This window comes from Sporosarcina sp. AD_1 (assembly GCF_057373025.1).
This window is the reverse complement of sequence record NZ_JBPVIR010000004.1, coordinates 45,634-63,814: the sequence shown is the minus strand read 5'-3', so window position 1 is coordinate 63,814 and position 18,181 is coordinate 45,634. Positions and strand designations below refer to the sequence as shown.

General features: G+C 45.8%; 14 protein-coding genes. 13 read left to right on the top strand and 1 reads right to left on the bottom strand.

From position 1 onward, the window contains the following. The first annotated feature begins 17 nt into the window (after positions 1–17). A complete protein-coding gene (locus tag ACSW3C_RS08925) occupies positions 18–719 on the top strand; it encodes an MgtC/SapB family protein (RefSeq protein WP_486562196.1) in 702 nt (233 codons plus the stop codon). Between the two features lie 16 nt (positions 720–735). Continuing rightward, positions 736–1,512 carry an HAD-IIA family hydrolase gene (locus tag ACSW3C_RS08920; protein ID WP_486562195.1) on the top strand — a complete coding sequence of 259 codons (777 nt, stop codon included), beginning with the start codon at positions 736–738 and terminating at the stop codon, positions 1,510–1,512. Here the strand turns inward: ACSW3C_RS08920 and ACSW3C_RS08915 are convergent. After that, positions 1,507–2,070, bottom strand: coding sequence for a glycerol-3-phosphate responsive antiterminator (locus ACSW3C_RS08915; protein ID WP_486562194.1), 564 nt, complete (start codon positions 2,068–2,070; stop codon positions 1,507–1,509). The genes ACSW3C_RS08920 and ACSW3C_RS08915 overlap by 6 nt on opposite strands. Before the next feature lie 216 nt (positions 2,071–2,286). On the opposite strand from ACSW3C_RS08915, the gene ACSW3C_RS08910 reads away from it, so the two are divergent. From ACSW3C_RS08910 to ACSW3C_RS08860, 11 genes are all read left to right on the top strand, one after another. Beyond that, the gene (locus ACSW3C_RS08910) at positions 2,287–3,885 is read left to right on the top strand and encodes a glycerol-3-phosphate dehydrogenase/oxidase (protein ID WP_486562537.1); all 1,599 of its coding nucleotides are present in this window, start codon (positions 2,287–2,289) and stop codon (positions 3,883–3,885) included. 213 nt (positions 3,886–4,098) lie between these two features. Beyond that, positions 4,099–4,443: a thioredoxin family protein gene (locus ACSW3C_RS08905; RefSeq protein ID WP_486562192.1), complete on the top strand. Its 345-nt coding sequence runs from the start codon at positions 4,099–4,101 to the stop codon at positions 4,441–4,443. Between the two features lie 72 nt (positions 4,444–4,515). After that, on the top strand, positions 4,516–5,907 hold the full coding sequence (locus ACSW3C_RS08900; RefSeq protein WP_486562191.1) for a TldD/PmbA family protein: 1,392 nt from the start codon (positions 4,516–4,518) through the stop codon (positions 5,905–5,907). Then, the gene (locus tag ACSW3C_RS08895; protein ID WP_486562189.1) at positions 5,907–7,262 is read left to right on the top strand and encodes a TldD/PmbA family protein; all 1,356 of its coding nucleotides are present in this window, start codon (positions 5,907–5,909) and stop codon (positions 7,260–7,262) included. The genes ACSW3C_RS08900 and ACSW3C_RS08895 overlap by 1 nt, the downstream gene beginning before the upstream one ends. Positions 7,263–7,949: 687 nt before the next feature. Next, complete coding sequence (locus ACSW3C_RS08890; RefSeq protein ID WP_486562188.1) at positions 7,950–8,291, top strand: thioredoxin family protein; 342 nt, start codon at positions 7,950–7,952, stop codon at positions 8,289–8,291. Between the two features lie 33 nt (positions 8,292–8,324). Next, positions 8,325–10,076: an ABC transporter ATP-binding protein gene (locus ACSW3C_RS08885; protein ID WP_486562186.1), complete on the top strand. Its 1,752-nt coding sequence runs from the start codon at positions 8,325–8,327 to the stop codon at positions 10,074–10,076. Between the two features lie 30 nt (positions 10,077–10,106). Further along, positions 10,107–11,852 carry an ABC transporter ATP-binding protein gene (locus ACSW3C_RS08880; protein WP_486562184.1) on the top strand — a complete coding sequence of 582 codons (1,746 nt, stop codon included), beginning with the start codon at positions 10,107–10,109 and terminating at the stop codon, positions 11,850–11,852. A 62-nt stretch (positions 11,853–11,914) separates the two neighbouring features. Continuing rightward, positions 11,915–12,445 (top strand): hypothetical protein, encoded by a 531-nt coding sequence (locus ACSW3C_RS08875; RefSeq protein ID WP_486562183.1) that lies wholly within the window; start codon positions 11,915–11,917, stop codon positions 12,443–12,445. A 283-nt stretch (positions 12,446–12,728) separates the two neighbouring features. Then, positions 12,729–14,072, top strand: a complete 1,344-nt coding sequence (locus ACSW3C_RS08870) for a sensor histidine kinase (RefSeq protein ID WP_486562181.1) — start codon at positions 12,729–12,731, stop codon at positions 14,070–14,072. 6 nt (positions 14,073–14,078) lie between these two features. After that, positions 14,079–14,822 (top strand): LytR/AlgR family response regulator transcription factor, encoded by a 744-nt coding sequence (locus tag ACSW3C_RS08865; protein ID WP_486562180.1) that lies wholly within the window; start codon positions 14,079–14,081, stop codon positions 14,820–14,822. A gap of 256 nt (positions 14,823–15,078) precedes the next feature. After that, positions 15,079–18,039 (top strand): S-layer homology domain-containing protein, encoded by a 2,961-nt coding sequence (locus tag ACSW3C_RS08860; RefSeq protein WP_486562178.1) that lies wholly within the window; start codon positions 15,079–15,081, stop codon positions 18,037–18,039. Positions 18,040–18,181 lie beyond the last annotated feature (142 nt).

The window sequence follows — 18,181 nt, the reverse complement described above, 5'->3', positions numbered from 1 at the left end:
GATCAGGGGGTGAGCGGATGGAATGGTTGCAGTTGGCTGATGTTGAAATGCTTACAAAGCTCAGTATTTCGGCGGTTCTTGGTCTGGTGATTGGGTTGGAGCGGGAGTTGAAGCGAAAGCCGCTTGGGTTAAAAACGAGTCTCGTCATTTCGATTATCAGCTGTTTGCTGACCATCGTTTCTGTGGAAGCGGCCTATACGTTCCCGGGCAGTGAAGATGTCCGGATTCAGATGGATCCGCTCAGACTGGCAGCACAAATCGTGTCAGGCATCGGTTTTCTTGGCGCTGGGGTTATCCTGCGACGGGATAACGAACGGATATCCGGACTGACGACGGCGGCAATGATCTGGGGAGCGGCAGGAATCGGCATAGCGGTTGGAGCAGGGTTTTACATCGAAGCGGTTTTCGGCGTGCTCCTCCTGCTTATTGGTGTGGAACTGATTCCGCTTCTCGTCATCCGTTTTGGGCCGAAACACTTGAAAAAAAGAGATTTGACGATCCGGGTTACCGTCAATCAGCCGGAGGGCATTGAGACGGTTATGGATGAATTAAATAAGCAGAAGTTCTCCATTTCGCAGTCCCGTATTAAGGATTTGCAAGGGGAAGAGCAGCAATTGATCGAGGTGAAAACGAGGGTGAATGTGAGACATTCGGTCCCACAAATTTACACGATGATCAAGAAAATCAATTATGTTCAAAACGTAGAAATTATTAGCTGACAGCGAGGGGAGCAGGTTGACAAAAGGTTTTATATTCGATCTGGATGGAACGATCTACTTGGAAGATCATACAATTCCGGGTGTTCCGGAAGCCATCCAGGCGTTGAAAAATAGAGGGGACAAAGTCGTCTTTTTGACGAATAAATCCATTGCCCGGCGAACGGATTATGTTTCAAAACTAAATGGCATGGGAATTGAAGTCGAGTTGGATGAGGTGATTAATTCCAACTACATCACAGCCCATTATTTGAAAAACAATATGGCAGTTGGCGACGCTGCCTATGTCATCGGGGAGCAGCCTCTGTTCGATGAATTGCAGGAAGCCGGCATCCAGCTCGCATCCGAAGCGGCAGACGCATCCCATGTCGTACTCGGATGGGACCGCCAGTTCAATTATGAGAAATTGAACGATGCGTTCCAGGCGTGGCGGAACGGGGCAGAAATCATTGCGACGAATCCGGACCGGACGTGTCCAGTGGAAGGCGGGGAAATCCCTGACTGCGGCGCGATGATCGGTGCGTTAGAAGGAGCGACAGGGGAACCTGTAAAACAGATTACCGGCAAACCTTCCGCCTTAATGTCCTCTTATGTATTACAGCAAGTGTTGAAAATGGAAGCGGACCAATGCTATATGGTCGGTGACCGTTTGGAAACGGATATCAGGATGGCGAACGAAGCCGGCATCCACTCCGTTTTGGTGATGACGGGCATTACGACTTCCGCTATGCTGGAAGCCGCAACGGACCGTCCTTCGTATGTGCTGGAAAGCGTGCGGGACATCGCTTCTTTATAAGTCGAAATTCCACATGGCTGGATTGCCGGAAGAAACGGCAAGTGCGCCTGCTTCCAGTGCGGCGTGAACCTCAGAAATATCAGTGATAAGGCCGCCGGCGATAATCGGGAAATCCAGTTTGCTGCAGAGCTCGTCGATGATTTTGGGCATGATGCCGGGCATGATTTCAACGGCATCCGGTTTGCATGACTTCACCATTTCAATGCCTTTATTAATGGCACCCCAATCCAGCAGGAAAATTCGCTGGATCGTCTGCAATCCGACTTCGTGCGCCATTTTGACAATATGGCTTTTCGTTGTGATGATGCCGGTAGGGTTCCAATACTCTTTCACATAGCTGAGCGCATTTTTGGAATTGGAAAGCCCGTCAATAAAGTCGAGATGGAGAAAGACATGCTTATCAGCTGCACGCAATTGTTTTATGTATTCAGCGATCGTCATCAGGTTTCCTGTCAAGAGGAACACGATATTGGAGTTGGACGTTAACGCCGCTTGCAGATCTTCTTCACTTTTGACAGATGCGATCATTTGGGACTCGACCATATCGACTAGACGCAAGTTGTTTCATCCTTTCTTGTAGATAGCCTATTCCTATTATACTATCACAAGGAAAGTACGAAAATATAGAATAGAATATTAGGTCAAAGAGTAAAGAGAAGGCCATTGCAATCCCCGCATTTTTTGCAGGGCTCTTGTGATGGCCATTTTCTATGAAGGAGCGTGTTAGGTTTGAAAACTTTTTCATATCAGGATCGGAAAGCTAGCTTAGCTGCAATGGATAATCGACACTATGACGTGGTCATTGTCGGCGGCGGCATCACAGGTGTCGGCATTGCCCTTGACTGTGTGTCCAGAGGGCTGAAGACGGCTTTGATTGAGATGCAGGATTTTGCGGCGGGAACGTCAAGCCGGTCGACGAAACTGGTTCACGGGGGCTTGCGTTATTTGAAGCAGTTTGAAGTCGGCATGGTGGCTGAAGTCGGCAAGGAGCGGGAAGTGGTCTATCGCAACGCGCCGCATGTAACGCATCCGGAATGGATGTTGCTGCCGATTTATAAGAAAGGGACATTCGGCAAATATTCCACTTCGGTCGGGCTAAAAGTCTATGATTTCCTCGCGGGCGTTAAAAAGAAGGAACGCCGGAAAATGCTTGATCGGAAGCAGACATTGAGCCGGGAGCCATTGTTGAATGAGAAAGGACTGCTCGGCAGCGGATACTACGTGGAATATCGGACAGATGATGCCCGGCTGACAATTGAAGTGGCGAAGAAAGCGGCTGAGCTTGGGGCAGACCTTATTAATTATGCCAAAGCCGAAGCGTTTATTTACAATGGCCAGGGTCAGGTGAGCGGCTTGTATTTTGTAGATACGTTAACCGGGTCCCGCTACCGGATCCAAGGCACCCGAATCGTCAACGCAACGGGTCCGTGGGTGGAAAGCGTGATTGGAATGGATCGAAAAATAGAAGGGAAGAGCCTGTTTCATTCCAAAGGGGTCCATATCGTCATCGATAGCCGGAAGTTCCCGCTGCGGCAAGCAGTCTATTTCGATACGCCGGACGGACGGATGGTCTTCGCCATTCCACGGAACGGCAAAGCCTATATCGGTACAACGGACACAGAATACACGAGCGATCTGCAGCATCCGCATGCTACAGAAGAGGATATTGACTACTTGCTCGAGTCCATCCACTTCATGTTCCCGGATGTCCAGGTCGGAAGAGGAGACGTGGAATCGACATGGGCTGGCGTCAGGCCGCTGATCCGCCAGGAAGGAAAAGGGCCGTCCGAGATTTCACGGAAAGATGAGATCTGGACGTCTGAAACCGGGCTCATTACGATTGCGGGCGGCAAGCTGACAGGCTATCGGAAAATGGCCGAAACCGTGACGGATCTGTTATGTGAACAATTGGAGTCGGAAGGGATTTCGTGCAAGAAATCTGTGACGAAGGAACTTCGGTTGTCCGGCGGCGATTTCCATGATCCGTTGGAGTATGATCCTTTCATTGCAGCCGAATCGAGAAAGCTTGCAACGCTCGGAATGTCGATTGAAGATGCGACGAGCATAGCTGCGATGTATGGGACGAACACGAAGGTGATCGCGAGTTTAGCGGATCAAGTGAATCCGGAGTCTCCATTGCCTTTATCCATTCAGCTCGTCTTGCAATATGCGATGGAATACGAGATGGCATTGACTCCTGTCGACTTCTTCATGCGCCGGACGGGTGCCGTATTCTTTGATATCGAGTGGGTGCGCAAATGGAAGCAGGACGTCATCGATTATATGGCGGAACGCATGGAATGGACATCGGGTGAAACGATGCAGTATGCGCGGGCGTTGGATGAACGATTGAATGAAGCGGTGAATGAATAAATACAAAATAAAAAGCAACCGGATTTCCAGAACATTGGGGATCTGGTTGTTTTTTATTTGTGATACCTAGTGGAAACTGACCCAATCAACACAAAAAAAGCCCGTATTGTCAAAGGATATTGAAAACAAATTGGCGAGTCGGTAAAGTCAAACCATTGTTAGTGATTCCGAACAGGGAATTGAAATTCCCCGAGTCGGCAAGGAGGATAGGAAATGACCGCGGTTGTAGCGATTACGGAAGAAACGTTTGCTCGGGAAGTGATCGATAGCGAAGTGCCGGTATTGGTCGACTTTTATGCAGACGGCTGTGGTCCATGCGAAGTCATCGCTCCGATGCTGGAGGAGTTTTGCAGCGAGTACAAAGGACAAATGAAATTTACCAAGTTTCTTGTAGACATTGACGAAGTGCTGACGAAATCCAACGAGATGGTGAACCGATATGATGTGATTGGATTTCCGACACTATTGCTTTTCCAGCATGGCGAAGTTGTCTCGTCCCATTTGGGAAGTTTGAGCAGAAGTGAATTACAAGAGTTTCTTGGAACTGTTTTGAAATAAAGAAGTGCTCGACCGGCTGAATCATGTGTTCAGGCCGGGCGTTGGCAAATAGAGAAAAGTAGGGGTGGGGACATGATACAGAAGTCTGTAGCGGAAAATGTGATTCAAGCGGCGCTTGAAACAGGCGGAGATTTTGCCGAGTTATTCATTGAAGATAAAAGGAATTCGACAATTAGTATGATTGGCGGAGTTGTTGAACGTGCGATAGCAGGACGGGATTATGGGGTTGGGATCCGGATTCTTAAAGGGGAGTACTCCGTGTACGCCTTTACGAGTGATGACAGCGAAGAGAATTTATTGCAAGTTGCGAGATCCGCAGCACAAGCGATCCGCAGCAATCCAATTGATGTGACGTTGAATTTCCAGAAGAAGATTATTGAGAATAAACACCATATCCGCATTCTGCCGAATTCTGTTTCGAAAAAGCAGAAGGTGGAATGGCTCAGACGTGCGCATATGTCTGCGATGTCCTTTGATCCGGTCATCGCTCAGACGACAGCCACTTTCATTGATACGCTCAAAGATATTTGCATCGTCAACTCTGAGGGGTTGTTCGTCGAGGACCGTCGCGCTTATAACCGAATGGGAATCAGTGTTATTGCGGAATCGGGGAACGACAGGGAATCATCGGATTTTGGCCCGGGCTCTTTTGGCGGATTGGAATTCATGGAGCAGCTCGATATTGAAGGAATTGCGAGAGAAGCGGCACGCAGCGCCAAAACGATCCTTTTTGCGGATCATGCACCATCCGGCAATTTCCCGGTCGTCATTGACAATGAATTCGGGGGAGTCATCTTCCACGAAGCTTGTGGCCATGGGTTGGAATCTCATGCGGTTGCCCGGAAAGCTTCTATTTTTGCCGATAAGCTTGGTGAGTATGTGGCATCGCCTCTCGTTACTGCTTACGATGACGGCACGATTCCGAACGCTTGGGGATCGCTCAATATCGATGATGAAGGCATGGCGACGCAGCGGAATTTATTAATAGAAAATGGGATTCTAAAAGGGTACCTCATTGATAAATTAGGAGCCCGGAAGATGAACATGGATCCGACAGGTTCTGGGCGCCGGGAATCTTACAAATATGCGCCGACTTCCCGGATGAACAATACGTTTATCGCTCCAGGCCAGTCGACACCGGAAGAAATTATCGCCAATACCGAGCTTGGCATTTTCGCCAAGTATATGGACGGCGGTTCGGTCAATCCGACGACGAGCGATTACAATTTCTCGGTGAGTGAGGGCTATATGATTCGCGATGGGAAAATTGCCGAGCCGATCAAGGGTGCTGCGATCATCGGAAAAGGCATTGATACGCTTAAGAAAATCGATATGGTCGGGAACAATCTTGGACTCGGCGTCGGCATGTGCGGCGCATCCAGCGGAACGGTTCCGGTCACGGTCGGCCAGCCGATGATCCGTGTATCTGAGCTGACAATTGGCGGCAGAGGGGGGAATGGCTAATGAACATTCAAGACTTTCAAACAGAATTGTTTGCGGCTGGCGAAAAAGTTGGATTTGAGGAAATGGAACTCTTCTATTCTTCCAGCAAAGCAGTATCCATCGCTGTTTACCATCAGGAAATTGATGACTACACAATCATGGAAGAGGGCGGCGTGTCCTTCCGCGGTTTGTTCAAGGGCAAAATGGGTTATGCCTATGCGGAACGAATCGCTGCGGATTCTATTCCTTTATTGCTGGAGGAAGCACTAAACAATGCCGAAGTCATCGAAGTCGATGACGGGGAAGATTTGTTTGAAGGATCAGCAGAGTATGCCGAGCCAAGACCATTTTCCGAGGAGCTTGAACAGCTGGAGCCTGAAAAAATGATCCAAGCGGCTATGGAGATGGAGAGAATTGCGTATGAAACGGACGACCGTGTGGAGTTTGTCCAAGTGTCTTACGCATCGAAAGGCGTAAACGAAACGTTGATTGCCAACACGAAAGGGCTTCATTGCCATTCCAAATCGGCATTCACTTCACTCGGCCTCTATTTGACAGCACAAGATGGCGAGTCAACAGCAACCGGGGGCGAGTCCGATTTTACGATCAAGTCCTTCGATGAATTGGACAATAGGAAAATCGCTGAAAAGGCAGTGCACGAAGCCGTATCCAAGCTGCATGCCAGCTCGATTGCATCAGGCACGTACCCAATTATCTTCCGTTACGATACAGCAACGGAATTGATCGGTTCCTTATTAGGTCAACTCTCTGCCCAATCCGTGCAGCAAGGCTACACCAAATTAAAAGGGAAGCTGAACGATCAGATTGTGGGAGAGAACATTTCGTTCGTCGATGATCCGTTAATGAAGGATACGATCACGTATGCACCGTTCGATTCGGAAGGCTTCGCTACACGGAAAAAGGATTTGATTCGCAACGGGAAGCTCGTGTCTTTCATGCACAATCGTAAAACAGCGAAGAAAGACGGCGTCGAATCGACGGGCAATGCTGTGAAAGGCGGATTCCGTTCGACAGTAGGCGTTGGACCGTACAATTTGTACTTGGAACCGGGCACGGCTTCCTTGGATGACATGATTGCAGATTCAGACAAGGCCATTTTGATTGTTGAGCTGCAAGGCACGAATGCGGGCATCAACTTTACCGCAGGAGATTTCTCTCTTGCAGCGATTGGCTTTTTGGTCGAAAACGGGAAAATCACCCGGGCCATCGATCAGTTTACTGTTGCCGGCAACGTCTTTGATCTCCTGAACGATGTCAGCGTCATCGGAAACGATCTCCGTTTCCGCAGCGCCATCACGCTTCCTTCTATTAAGGTGAACGGATTGCAAATTTCAGGAAATGAGACGATAGAATAAAAAGTACGCGGACCTGTCACGGTTGCCGGGATAGGTCTTGCATGAGCCAGATGAGTTAGGATGAGCCAGTCGAGCGAGCAGTGAGTGGAGTTGTCGAGTTAAGTGGAGCGGAGCGAGGGATCGAAAAGGTTGATTTGTGTGTGGTTTAAGTGCGGGTAAGGTTCGGTTATGCTCGGGTACGCCAGGTTTATGCGCGGTTGTGAACCTGTTATGCTCGGGTATGCCCGATGTATGCGCGGCTGCGGGTCGGTTATGCGCGAGTATGCCTGGTGTATGCGCGGTTGCGTGTCCGTTATGCAAGGGTCCGCGCCTGGTGTATGCGCGTCTGTCAGACCATAAGTACGGTTACGTCAATGGGCATGCAGGTTTTAATCGAGCCAGCCATAACCATATCCGCCCTACGCAAGTAAACTAGCGAAGCACACAAACGGTCCGGGAGCAGAAGGAAAGATAGAGAGGTTCGGGTGCAAGTTTTGGCCCGTCCTTTCTTTTGAAAACGATTGAAAGCGTTTGCGATTTGGTGGACTACCCCAAATTGACATGAAAACGGACGTTTTCGTCAAAACCTATTGAAACCAAGCTATTAAACGTATAAATTATCTACATCTACAAATATAGATTTCTGAAAAGTTAAAGAAGTGTAAAGACATAGAGATATACTGCACTTCGGTAGAGGGGGAACTGGCAATGGCTAGTGTTTTGAATGTAACCAAAGAGAATTTTGAAAACGAAGTGTTGGCTTGTGATCATCCCGTTTTAGTGGACTTTTATGCGGATGGCTGTGGGCCGTGTGAATTTATCGCACCGATTTTGGAAGAGCTTGCCGAAGATTATGGCGATCAACTCAAATTCACAAAGTTTTATGTCACGATGGATGATGTATTACAGAATTCAAATGAAATCGTTGAAAAGTATGAAGTGATGGGTTTTCCTACACTCCTTCTCTTTAAAGGCGGAGAAGTGGCACAATCCCACTTGGGGGCAATGAATCGTGAAGAGCTTTTAGCCTTCGTTGAAGCCGCTTTATAAGTCGATTGAATGGAGAAAGAGGGAGGGAAACGCATGGCAACTAATGAAAAGAAATTGAGGAAACAGGCTGAAAAGGGAATCTGGAAAGCCTATTTCCGCTTAATGTTCAAAGCAAAATTACCATGGGGTTGGATTATATTTGTTATGGCCCTTTATATATTGTCAGCCACGATTACGTTGGCGTTTCCGAACTTCTCTACTAAAGTAATGACAGGTGTATTAACAAAATACACCATCTGGGGAACCGTCATACTGATTGTGGCAGATGTAATCATGTCGGGAATTGTCCGTTTCTATAATAAACTTCTCGTAGCTAAAATCGATGTCAGTTATCGGTCGCTAATTTGGGAGAGGGTCATCAAATCACCGTTGCGCTTCTTCGATACCATGAAGCCGACTACGATGATCACGCGGATTACAACAGATGCTTCGAAAATCAGTACGGTACTAGGGTCCTACTTGCCATCCATGGCGGCTACCATTTACGGGACTGTCGGTGTCGTGGCGGTCGTATTCTCTTATGATTGGCGGCTGGCGCTTTCAGTGGTCGTATATATTCCACTGTATTGGATTTTCAATATGTATTACGGTAAGTGGAATTACCGTGCATTTAAAGAGACGTATAATCGTTTATCTACTTTGACGCAATTTTTATCCGAGCTTCTCATGAGCGTGCCTCTTATCAAGACGTTTGTCACTGAAAAGAAAGAGGATGAGCGCGGTCATAAGAACCTACAATATTATTTTAAGGCGAATATGCGAAGATATGTCATCATGTGGGTGGAAAACCCGATCAATGGGATCCTGAGCATCACATCTGATATTTTGGTCATCCTCTACGGTGGCTATCTCGTAAAACAGGGCATTATTACCTTAAATCAATGGTTAGCCTTCTTCATGTATATTGGAATGCTATGGGGAATGCTTGGTTCTTATTTAATGATGTACGTGGAAATTAAGAAAAGCCAGGGAGCCACAGACCGGATTGCCGCATTGATGGATGGCGATTTGGAAGTGAATGAACGGAAAGTCGGTATCGAAAATCTGAAAAACGATATTGTGTTTAAAGATGTCGCATTCAGCTATGGTGACAAGCCTGTATTGGGCCATGTCGATCTGACAATACCGGTCGGAAAAGTGACAGCACTTGTCGGTCCGAGTGGAAGCGGGAAATCCACCCTCTTCTCGTTGCTGCAACAGTTCTATGAACCGGATGCAGGTGAAATTCTTGTGGGCGATACACCGATTTCAGATATCCATTTGAAAGATTGGAGAAATCTTTTTGCTGCTGTTGCACAAGACAGTCCGATGATTTCGGGTACAATACGCGAGAATATTGTCTACGGCGTCGATTGGGATGTTTCGGAGTTCGAACTCTCTGAGGCAGCAAGAAAAGCGAATGCTTTGGACTTTATCAAAGGATTCAAAGATGGTTTTGATACGTATGTCGGAGAAGCGGGTTCCAACCTTTCGGGAGGCCAGCGTCAACGGATTGCCATTGCACGGGCCATACTACGAAATTCAGACATTCTATTGCTCGATGAAGCGACAGCGAGCTTGGATAGCCAATCGGAAAAAGCGATTCAGGAAGCGATGGAAGAATTGATGAGGGGAAGAACGACTATCATGATTTCCCATGACCTATCGAATGTCCATGATGCCGATCAAATTATCGTGTTGAACGGCGGAACGGTGGACGGTTTCGGAACGCATGAAGAACTCTTGAAAACAAATGAGTTGTATCGTCATTTAGTTCAACTCCATACAGGTTCGTCCGCAAGCTAATGCTTGCAATCTAGGTTAGGGGGGGTATTTATGGAGGAAACTAAACAACGGGGTTGGAAAGAGTTTTTTAGGCTGATTTTCAAATCCAAGCTGCCGTGGTCTTTGTATATCATCGGATTCCTTGTAACAGTGGCATCTACAACAGTAGGATTAATCATGCCAAAATATACTGGAGCCATTTTTGCGGGTGATATCTTTAATGATGAAGCTGTCAGAATCTATATATTACTAGGTGTTCTTTCCCAAGTGTTAATCTCGGCTTCGGCTTTGTTTTTCTCACTCACACCGCCGCTTGCTATGCGAAATGTACAGAAAACGGTTTGGTCAAAAATCATGCATATGAAAATGCGCGATTATTCCAAGCAACCATCTCAGAAATTGATCAGCCGGGTTACAGATGACCCGCTTTATATCGACAGTGTCGTCTCTGGAGTCAAGACAGTGTTGATATCGACGTATTCACTCGTCGGTTCGTATGTAATTATGTATAACATGAACCCAAAACTGACATTTGCGCTATTACCGGTCATTCCATATATTTTGATTGTCTCGGCAATCGTCGGGAATCGTACGCAAAAGACCCAAATGGGCGTACAGGCGCAATATTCCGGAGTTACTGCCTTCTTTGCTGAACGGTTACCGCGGATTCGTATGGTAAAGTCCTTCAATAAAGAAAATGAGGAAATTAACCTCGGGAAAGATATCTTGCTTGAACAATATAAAGCGGAGAAGAAACGGATTATCGTTGATCTGTATGCAGAGCCTTTAATGCAAAGTGTACGGGCGATCATCGTCGGAACAACTCTGTTCTATGGAGCCTACCTTGTTGGGCAAGGCGAACTCAAGGTAAGCCAGGTCCTTTCCTTCTATTTATATGTCCAGTTTATCCATAGCAACGTATTGCAATATGGTTTGTTCTGGCAAACGTTGAAGCAGGCGAAAGGAGCTTCCGAAAAAATATCGTCGATTTTGGACTCTGAGAGTGAACAGCTGCAACGGGAACAATCCATGCCTGCACATTTGAACGAACAAGATTTGAAGTTGGAAAACGTCTCTTTCAGCTATGACGAACGAAATATTTTGTCTCGCTTAAATCTCACAATACCGGCTGGCAAAGTAACGGCCATCGTCGGTCCGAGTGGATGTGGAAAATCGACGATATTTAAGTTGCTCGAACGTTTTTACGAGCCGAATGCTGGGCGTCTTCTCATTGGAGACACGCCGGCGGAGAAAGTGCATGTGGATGAATGGAGACGTTCCATCGCATCTGTTTCTCAATCAAGTCCACTCATATCCGGTTCGATCCGTGATAATATCACGTATGGTCTGCAAAGAGAAGTCAGTGCCGAAGAAGTAAGGCGTGCAGCTGAACTGGCAGATGCTCTGGAATTCATTGAGGAGTTTCCGGAAGGATTCGAAACGGAAGTCGGTGAGTTCGGTTCACGGCTATCAGGCGGACAGCGCCAGCGAATCGCGATTGCCCGCGCATTCATTCAGGATGCTTCCATTCTATTGCTTGATGAAGCAACATCCAGCTTGGATGCTCAATCGGAAGACCAAATCGAAAAATCCTTGAAAACATTGATGCAAGGCAGGACGACTCTTATGATCGCACACGATATGTCGTTGATCAAAGAAGCGGACCAAATCATTGTAATTGATGCAGGAGAGGTATCCGGATACGGTACGCATGCCGACTTGATGCGCTCCAATGAGCTATACAAAATTCTCGTTGATATTCAAACTTCGAAAGAAGAGAGATTGGTATTCAACTAATACGTTTGAGTTACTGGTGTTCCAGTATTCAAAATAAATTACATCCTTAGGGGGAATTGAAAATGAAAAAGCTTTTAATGGTACTTTTGATGGCTATGCTAGTTATGGCCTTGGCAGCTTGTGGAGATGACAAAAAGGACGAAGGTCAGGCAGAGGGTACGAACGGTACGGATAATACGGAGCAAGCGGAAGGGACAACAGATGACGCCGAAGGCTCTGAAGATACTGCAGTAGTTTCTGGCGAAATGTTGGACAATGAATTCTCCAATAACGTGTTAACCATCTTGAAAGACGCTGGCTATGAAGTGGAAAAAGTTGAAGCGGGAGAGACAGATTTCTTTGTTGATACGAAGGCAGCAATGAAAGCAGATATTAACGGTGAAGACTTTTTGCCATTGCAAGTATTTGAAATTGATGCAGACAGTGAGAGTTTGAAAAAAGCAAAAGAAACAGGATTAGCGCCAGTTGAATTTGAAGGTGAAAAAGTAGATTATCCAGGAGTTCTTATCATCGATAATTACTACATCTTCTTAGCTGAAGGTCATCCAGACCAAGCAGATATCTATAAGCTTCTTGAAGAAAAATTGAAGTAAGCTTTTCGAAGGCATGAGTGTCCATAAGCTCCATGCGTAAATACGAAGGATAGAGCGCAAATGAGGATTTGATCCTTGTTTGCGTTTTGTCGATTCTCCCTTATTAGTACTAGCAAAAAAACAATAGACACAACCCGCATGGATTAATTATCCATATTAACCAAATTGAAATCAACATTCTGATTCGTTATAATATCTTATTAAGAACTATTGAAAGAATATTTTAAAAGGAAATACAGCACCACTCGTGACGAGCAATCAAAGACTGAGATTAGGTGAAGAAATGGACACGGCAACTTCTTTTATCCACATCATGGAAACACTCGTATGGACTATACAGATTTTAACTGGGCTGATGCTCGGCTTCTCTTTTGTTGGACTGGAAACGAGGAAATCCTTTCTTAGATTACTGATCATCAGTCTGTTCTTTGGAATCGCCTATGCTGGTTTTGCCGGATTTGTTTCCTCTATCTGGCTTATTCCTTTTCTTGTCATCTTGTCGCTGCCTGTTCTCTATTTTTTGATGAAAATTCCTATGGCGCAAACGACAATTGCCTTGTTGCTTGCTGTCATATTTAATTTAGCTGTCATTTCCCTGATTGAATATAATTTATTTTATCTTTTACTCGAGCTGGAAAGTCTTTCATTGGACACGGGCACGAGAGTTTCCATCGATCTCTTTGTGTCACTGAATAATATCTTCATTGCTATAATTATCTATTCAAAATCGCCTGTTTTATTCCCAAAGACGTTATTTGAGAAATCATTGGATGACGATGATCCGGAAATCTCATTCAGCGGACGGGTCTATTCAGTCATCTTGATTCTGTTCCTGCTTGCTGTCGGCTTATACTATACAGTGTGGGAGCTTCCGCATATTCGGGTTCACTATCGCTGGTTCCTCACCCTCTGGTCACTGGCCGTGACGGTGGCGATCATCTTGTTCCAACGCCAGCTGATTTTATTTAAAAATGAAAAAGTCCAGTTGTTCTTGGATCGACAATACCAAAAAGAGCTTCTATCTTTCTTCAGCATGATCAGATCGCAACGGCATGATTTCAATTTCCATTTAACTGCGATCAATGGGTTGATTCAAAAGAAGGAATACGCCGCATGCGAAAACTATATAAAAGAGATGGTAAAGTCCGCAACGGTAATTAACGATCTGCTGCCGCTCCATCATCCCGCGACCGCAGCCATGCTTAGCACGTTCAAGGAGAGGGCCGCATCGAAGGGAGTAAAAATCGAGTATACGATCTTGAATGATTTGCGGAATTGTCCAAGTTCAGTCTATGAAATTAATAAAGTTCTTGGGAACCTGATCCAAAATGCTTTGGATGAAGTGGAAAAGCTGCCGCAGAAGAGCCAGCCAATCCTGGTCGAAATGACCACGGAGTGGAATCAACTTGTCATCACGGTCACCAATGAAACCGATTTGTTCGGTGACACATTAGGCGATCTGTTTGAAGCCGGCTTCTCCACAAAAGTGAATCATGAAGGCCTTGGCTTGCCGGCGGTAAAGAAAATTGTCGAAAAGTATCAAGGGATTGTTTATCCGGAATTGGATGATGGCCTGATCCGTTTCCATGTCTCCATTCCGGAAGGGCCAACTACAACAAGGGGGTGAAGTCCCATGAATGCGCGAACATTGATTGTCGATGACGACCGGAGCTGCATCGACGCGTTAAAGAATTATCTTGAGTCCTATCCTTTTGTCAGTGTAGCGGGGGAGGTGAACAGTTCTGAGGATGCGCTTGTCTTCTTGGAGACGCATCCTGTTGATCTGCTTTTCCTGGATATCGAAATGGGTGGGATGGACGGAATCGAATTTGCCCACCGCGTGGAAAGCCTTTATCCAAAACTGATGATCGTCTTTGTGACGGGCCATCCCCAATTCGCACTGGAAGGATATGAAGTGCATCCAGTCGACTTCCTGACAAAACCGGTGAACCCAGTACGACTCCAAAAGGCGCTTGGCAAAGTGGAAGAACGCTTGCAGGAAAGCCGGTTGCCGCGAGACGCCAAAATCGGCTTGAATGTACCAGGTGGCATTCATATGATCATGGTGAGCGACATTCGGATGATAGAGAAAAAAGGCCGGAAAATCTTTGTGGAAAACAAAGAGGGCGCCCGGTACGAAACGAGAGAAACGATGAAGAAGCTGGAAGAAATCCTCATTCCGTTCGAGTTCTTCCGGACCCATCAATCCTTCCTCGTCCCGCTCCGTTCCATTGAATCGATTACGCCGGACACATTCTCCCGCTCGTACTCGGTTCATTTGACCGGCTATGAAGGGCTCGTCCCGTTAAGCAGAAAAAACTACAATGAATTGAAAGACAAACTGCAGGAGCAGACACATGGGTTGACGATTCATTGAGTGTGGGAGTCAAGTTCTTATGTGGGCTGTTAGGTCAGATAGTAAGAAGAAAAGACAGTATTTCGTTCATGATTGAATGAAATGCTGTCTTTTTTGTTTCTACATGGAATAATCAAGAAATCAATAATACTTTCTTGTATGAACTACCAACGAAAGTTGCACTAATTTTCCAATCAAATTATACTGGAAGTAGCTAACTATCTAACTAGTATTCTTCTCTAGTAGACATAGATTGACAAAAATAGGGGGATTGAAAATGAGAAAAGATCGACCTACTAAACTATTCAAAGCTACTCTCGCCACGACCATGATGACAGGTGCGGTTGTAGCAGCCAGTCCGCTTGCAACAAAAGCCGAAGCGCAATCTTTTTCAGATGTGAAAAACATTCCGAGCCATCATTTTTACGACGCGGTAATGAAGTACACGGACGCCGGCATGATGAGCGGTTATCCGGACGGCACATTCAAACCGGGCCAGAACATTACACGTCAGGATGCGGCCAAGCTATTGGCGCTTGTCCTTGATTTGGACATGAACCAGGTAGTCGACCCGGGCTTCAAGGATGTCAGCAAAAGCCACCCGTATTACCGCTACATCGCGGCACTTGTGGAGGCTGGAATCATTTCGGGTTACGAGGACAACACCTTCCGTCCTGGTGACAGCCTGACAAGAGCGCAAATGGCAAAAATCTTGGTGCTCGGTTTTAATTTGGACGATATGGAAAATGTCCGTCTTCCATTCAGTGACATTAATTCGAAGCAATGGCATATGGAATTCGTTCGCTCCCTCTATGGCCATGAAATTACAACGGGCACGACACCAACAACATTTTCACCGAATGCTCATGTGACGCGCGGTCAAATGGCCTCCTTTGTATTCCGTGGGGAAGCGTTCTTGGAGCCGAAAGTGGATGAAAACCAAGTGGCAATCGATGCTGCGTTGGAACTAGTGAAAGCAGGTACGGTCAATGTGTCGCGCGGCCCACTCGCAACAGCCGAAACGAAATTGGCAGCTGTGGATAAATACGTTGCCTCCTTAATGACCGATAAAGGCATTACAATCAAAGCCGCAGAAGGAAAAACAGCAGGTTCCTATGTTGTGACTCTGACAAAAGGCGAAGCAAAAGCGGAAAAAACAATCGACATGAAGTTTGATTACACAGCAGACGACCGTTTCATCACTGACATCAAAGCAATGAACGCAAAGCAAGTGGAAGTCCATTTCGCAACGCCAGTCTCAAAATCATCTGTTTTAGACGCAACAAACACAGTCAAAAACATTACCTTCACCACGGTGACTGGAGCCTCTGTCAACCCTGGCCAGCTCACGGGATCTTTATCAGAAGACGGCAAAACGTTGACGATGACGGCAACGTTAATCTTTGACGGCGAATATGCCGTGAAAACGACGGAAGCGATTCAGGCTGCAACTGGCGGGAAGTTTGAGGAGTATACGGCGATATTGAAGGCGAAGGATGATGTTGGGCCGAAGTATGTATCAGGTTCTTCGACAGCAAAGACAGCAACAGATACGTTCTCTGTTCTCTTTGATGAACCAGTAAATGATTCCGGTGCGATTGCCTATGTAAATGATGTGGTCGCAAGAGTTGTGAGTGATCCGTCTAATCCTAGAAAATTAACAGTGATAAGCACCAAACAAGTGGCTGCTGGAACGACAGCGACAATCAAATTGGTTGGTGTAAAGGATTATAAGAATAACTTTGCTACACCAAATCCAATAGAAGCGTCTATCACGATCACAGCAGATACTGTCGCTCCGACGGTGAAGGAAATGAAAGTGATTGGAGAAAATAAAGTTGAATTGACATATGACAAGGATATGAACATTTCATCTTTCGCTAGAAAGGCTAGACTTGTCTATTCTAACGGAACAATTGCTAATTTGACTGCCACTGCAGGAAAAGATGCCAAAACGGTAATCTTGTCAGGAGATCAAATATTTTATTCGGATACGAATAATGCAGTATTATTTGTCGATGCCGATGTTAAAGATACGGTAGGTAACAGCACAGCTGCCTACTCATCAAATGTGATTCTTACGAGAGATAAAATAGCTCCTACGCTTACATCAGTGGAATATAAGGACGGTAAAATTGTAGCGGTATTTTCTGAAGAAATTGCGATAGGCAGATATAATGGAGTTACAATTATTGATCAAAAAACGGGAGTCGATACGCCTGTAAATCTTAATTATTATGGCAGTTCGCCAAACGCCGTAATTGCAAATAATATGTTAACGATCCATTATCCACTGCAAAACGGAACCTATAAACTGCGGTTGCCGGCCAACACCATTGTAGATAAAGCGGGTAATCCAAATCCCAATGCCTTGGCAACCCAAACGTTTATTGTAGAAAACAACGCTTCTTTTGATGGGATTCGGCCGGTGGTAAGTAACGTGACGACAGGGTCTTTGCCAAACGGTGCCTATTACGGGGAACAGGCGGCTACGTATATAGTAAGTGACAATGAAAGCGGCGTAAACTTAGATACAGTCCAGGATATTTACAACTATACGTGGGACGGTAAAGCATTGCCGCCTAACTCATATGTCACGACTGAAATTAGGACCGGAACGGCAGATCGTGCAACAACGGTAGTCGTAACAGTCCATGTACCTTCTTCAGGAATTGAGTCTACTAAAACGGCACTGTTCACTGTCAATAATATTCGGGATAATGCCGGAAATATCATACTTACTCCGGGGAGCGGCATGGTAACTTTCATTAGTGGACAACAGCCTGAACTGAAGTACGCGACAGTGGGTCCTGATAGCTCAACCCTGTTGCTTGGTTTCACTCATGAGATTTGGTCTTTGGATAAGAATGATTTGGACATTACTTTGAATGGAAGGTCAATACACCCTAACTCATTCTTGCAAATCGAGAAATCCAACTCTGTTGCAAAAGAATACGTTGCGACTATCAGAGCATCCTTTGCTAAAAATGTTCCAAGTTATGGAGATATCATTTATTTCGATGTCAATGGAAATGGATATTATGACAGTAGCGATATTGTTTACGAAATTGTTTCCAACTCCAATAGCTATGGTTCGAATTCAGCAAACAACATACCAATAAATATACAAAGTGTTTCTAATAACTGGCGAGTTAGATTGATTGAGGACCAAATAACCCCAGTTCAAGACAAGCAGGGGAATAAAGCAATATTCAATCAGTATATCCAAGTCAATTAATAGAAACAGATAGAAGCATCAATAGTTAAATAGCATAATGTAAAAGCGACATTTCATCCTAATTGGATGAAATGTCGCTTTTTTCTTTGGCAAGAGGTTCTTCACGACAAAAGGCCTTTGTCATTCAATAGAATTTACGGTC

Bases quoted from the DNA above. Each gene is read 5' to 3' on its own strand.
- ACSW3C_RS08870 (WP_486562181.1), top strand. From the start codon at position 12,729: ATGGACACGGCAACTTCTTTTATCCACATCATGGAAACACTCGTATGG.
- ACSW3C_RS08925 (WP_486562196.1), top strand. From the start codon at position 18: ATGGAATGGTTGCAGTTGGCTGATGTTGAAATGCTTACAAAGCTCAGT.
- ACSW3C_RS08885 (WP_486562186.1), top strand. From the start codon at position 8,325: ATGGCAACTAATGAAAAGAAATTGAGGAAACAGGCTGAAAAGGGAATC.
- ACSW3C_RS08900 (WP_486562191.1), top strand. From the start codon at position 4,516: ATGATACAGAAGTCTGTAGCGGAAAATGTGATTCAAGCGGCGCTTGAA.
- ACSW3C_RS08910 (WP_486562537.1), top strand. From the start codon at position 2,287: ATGGATAATCGACACTATGACGTGGTCATTGTCGGCGGCGGCATCACA.
- ACSW3C_RS08880 (WP_486562184.1), top strand. From the start codon at position 10,107: ATGGAGGAAACTAAACAACGGGGTTGGAAAGAGTTTTTTAGGCTGATT.
- ACSW3C_RS08875 (WP_486562183.1), top strand. From the start codon at position 11,915: ATGAAAAAGCTTTTAATGGTACTTTTGATGGCTATGCTAGTTATGGCC.
- ACSW3C_RS08890 (WP_486562188.1), top strand. From the start codon at position 7,950: ATGGCTAGTGTTTTGAATGTAACCAAAGAGAATTTTGAAAACGAAGTG.
- ACSW3C_RS08895 (WP_486562189.1), top strand. From the start codon at position 5,907: ATGAACATTCAAGACTTTCAAACAGAATTGTTTGCGGCTGGCGAAAAA.
- ACSW3C_RS08905 (WP_486562192.1), top strand. From the start codon at position 4,099: ATGACCGCGGTTGTAGCGATTACGGAAGAAACGTTTGCTCGGGAAGTG.
- ACSW3C_RS08865 (WP_486562180.1), top strand. From the start codon at position 14,079: ATGAATGCGCGAACATTGATTGTCGATGACGACCGGAGCTGCATCGAC.
- ACSW3C_RS08860 (WP_486562178.1), top strand. From the start codon at position 15,079: ATGAGAAAAGATCGACCTACTAAACTATTCAAAGCTACTCTCGCCACG.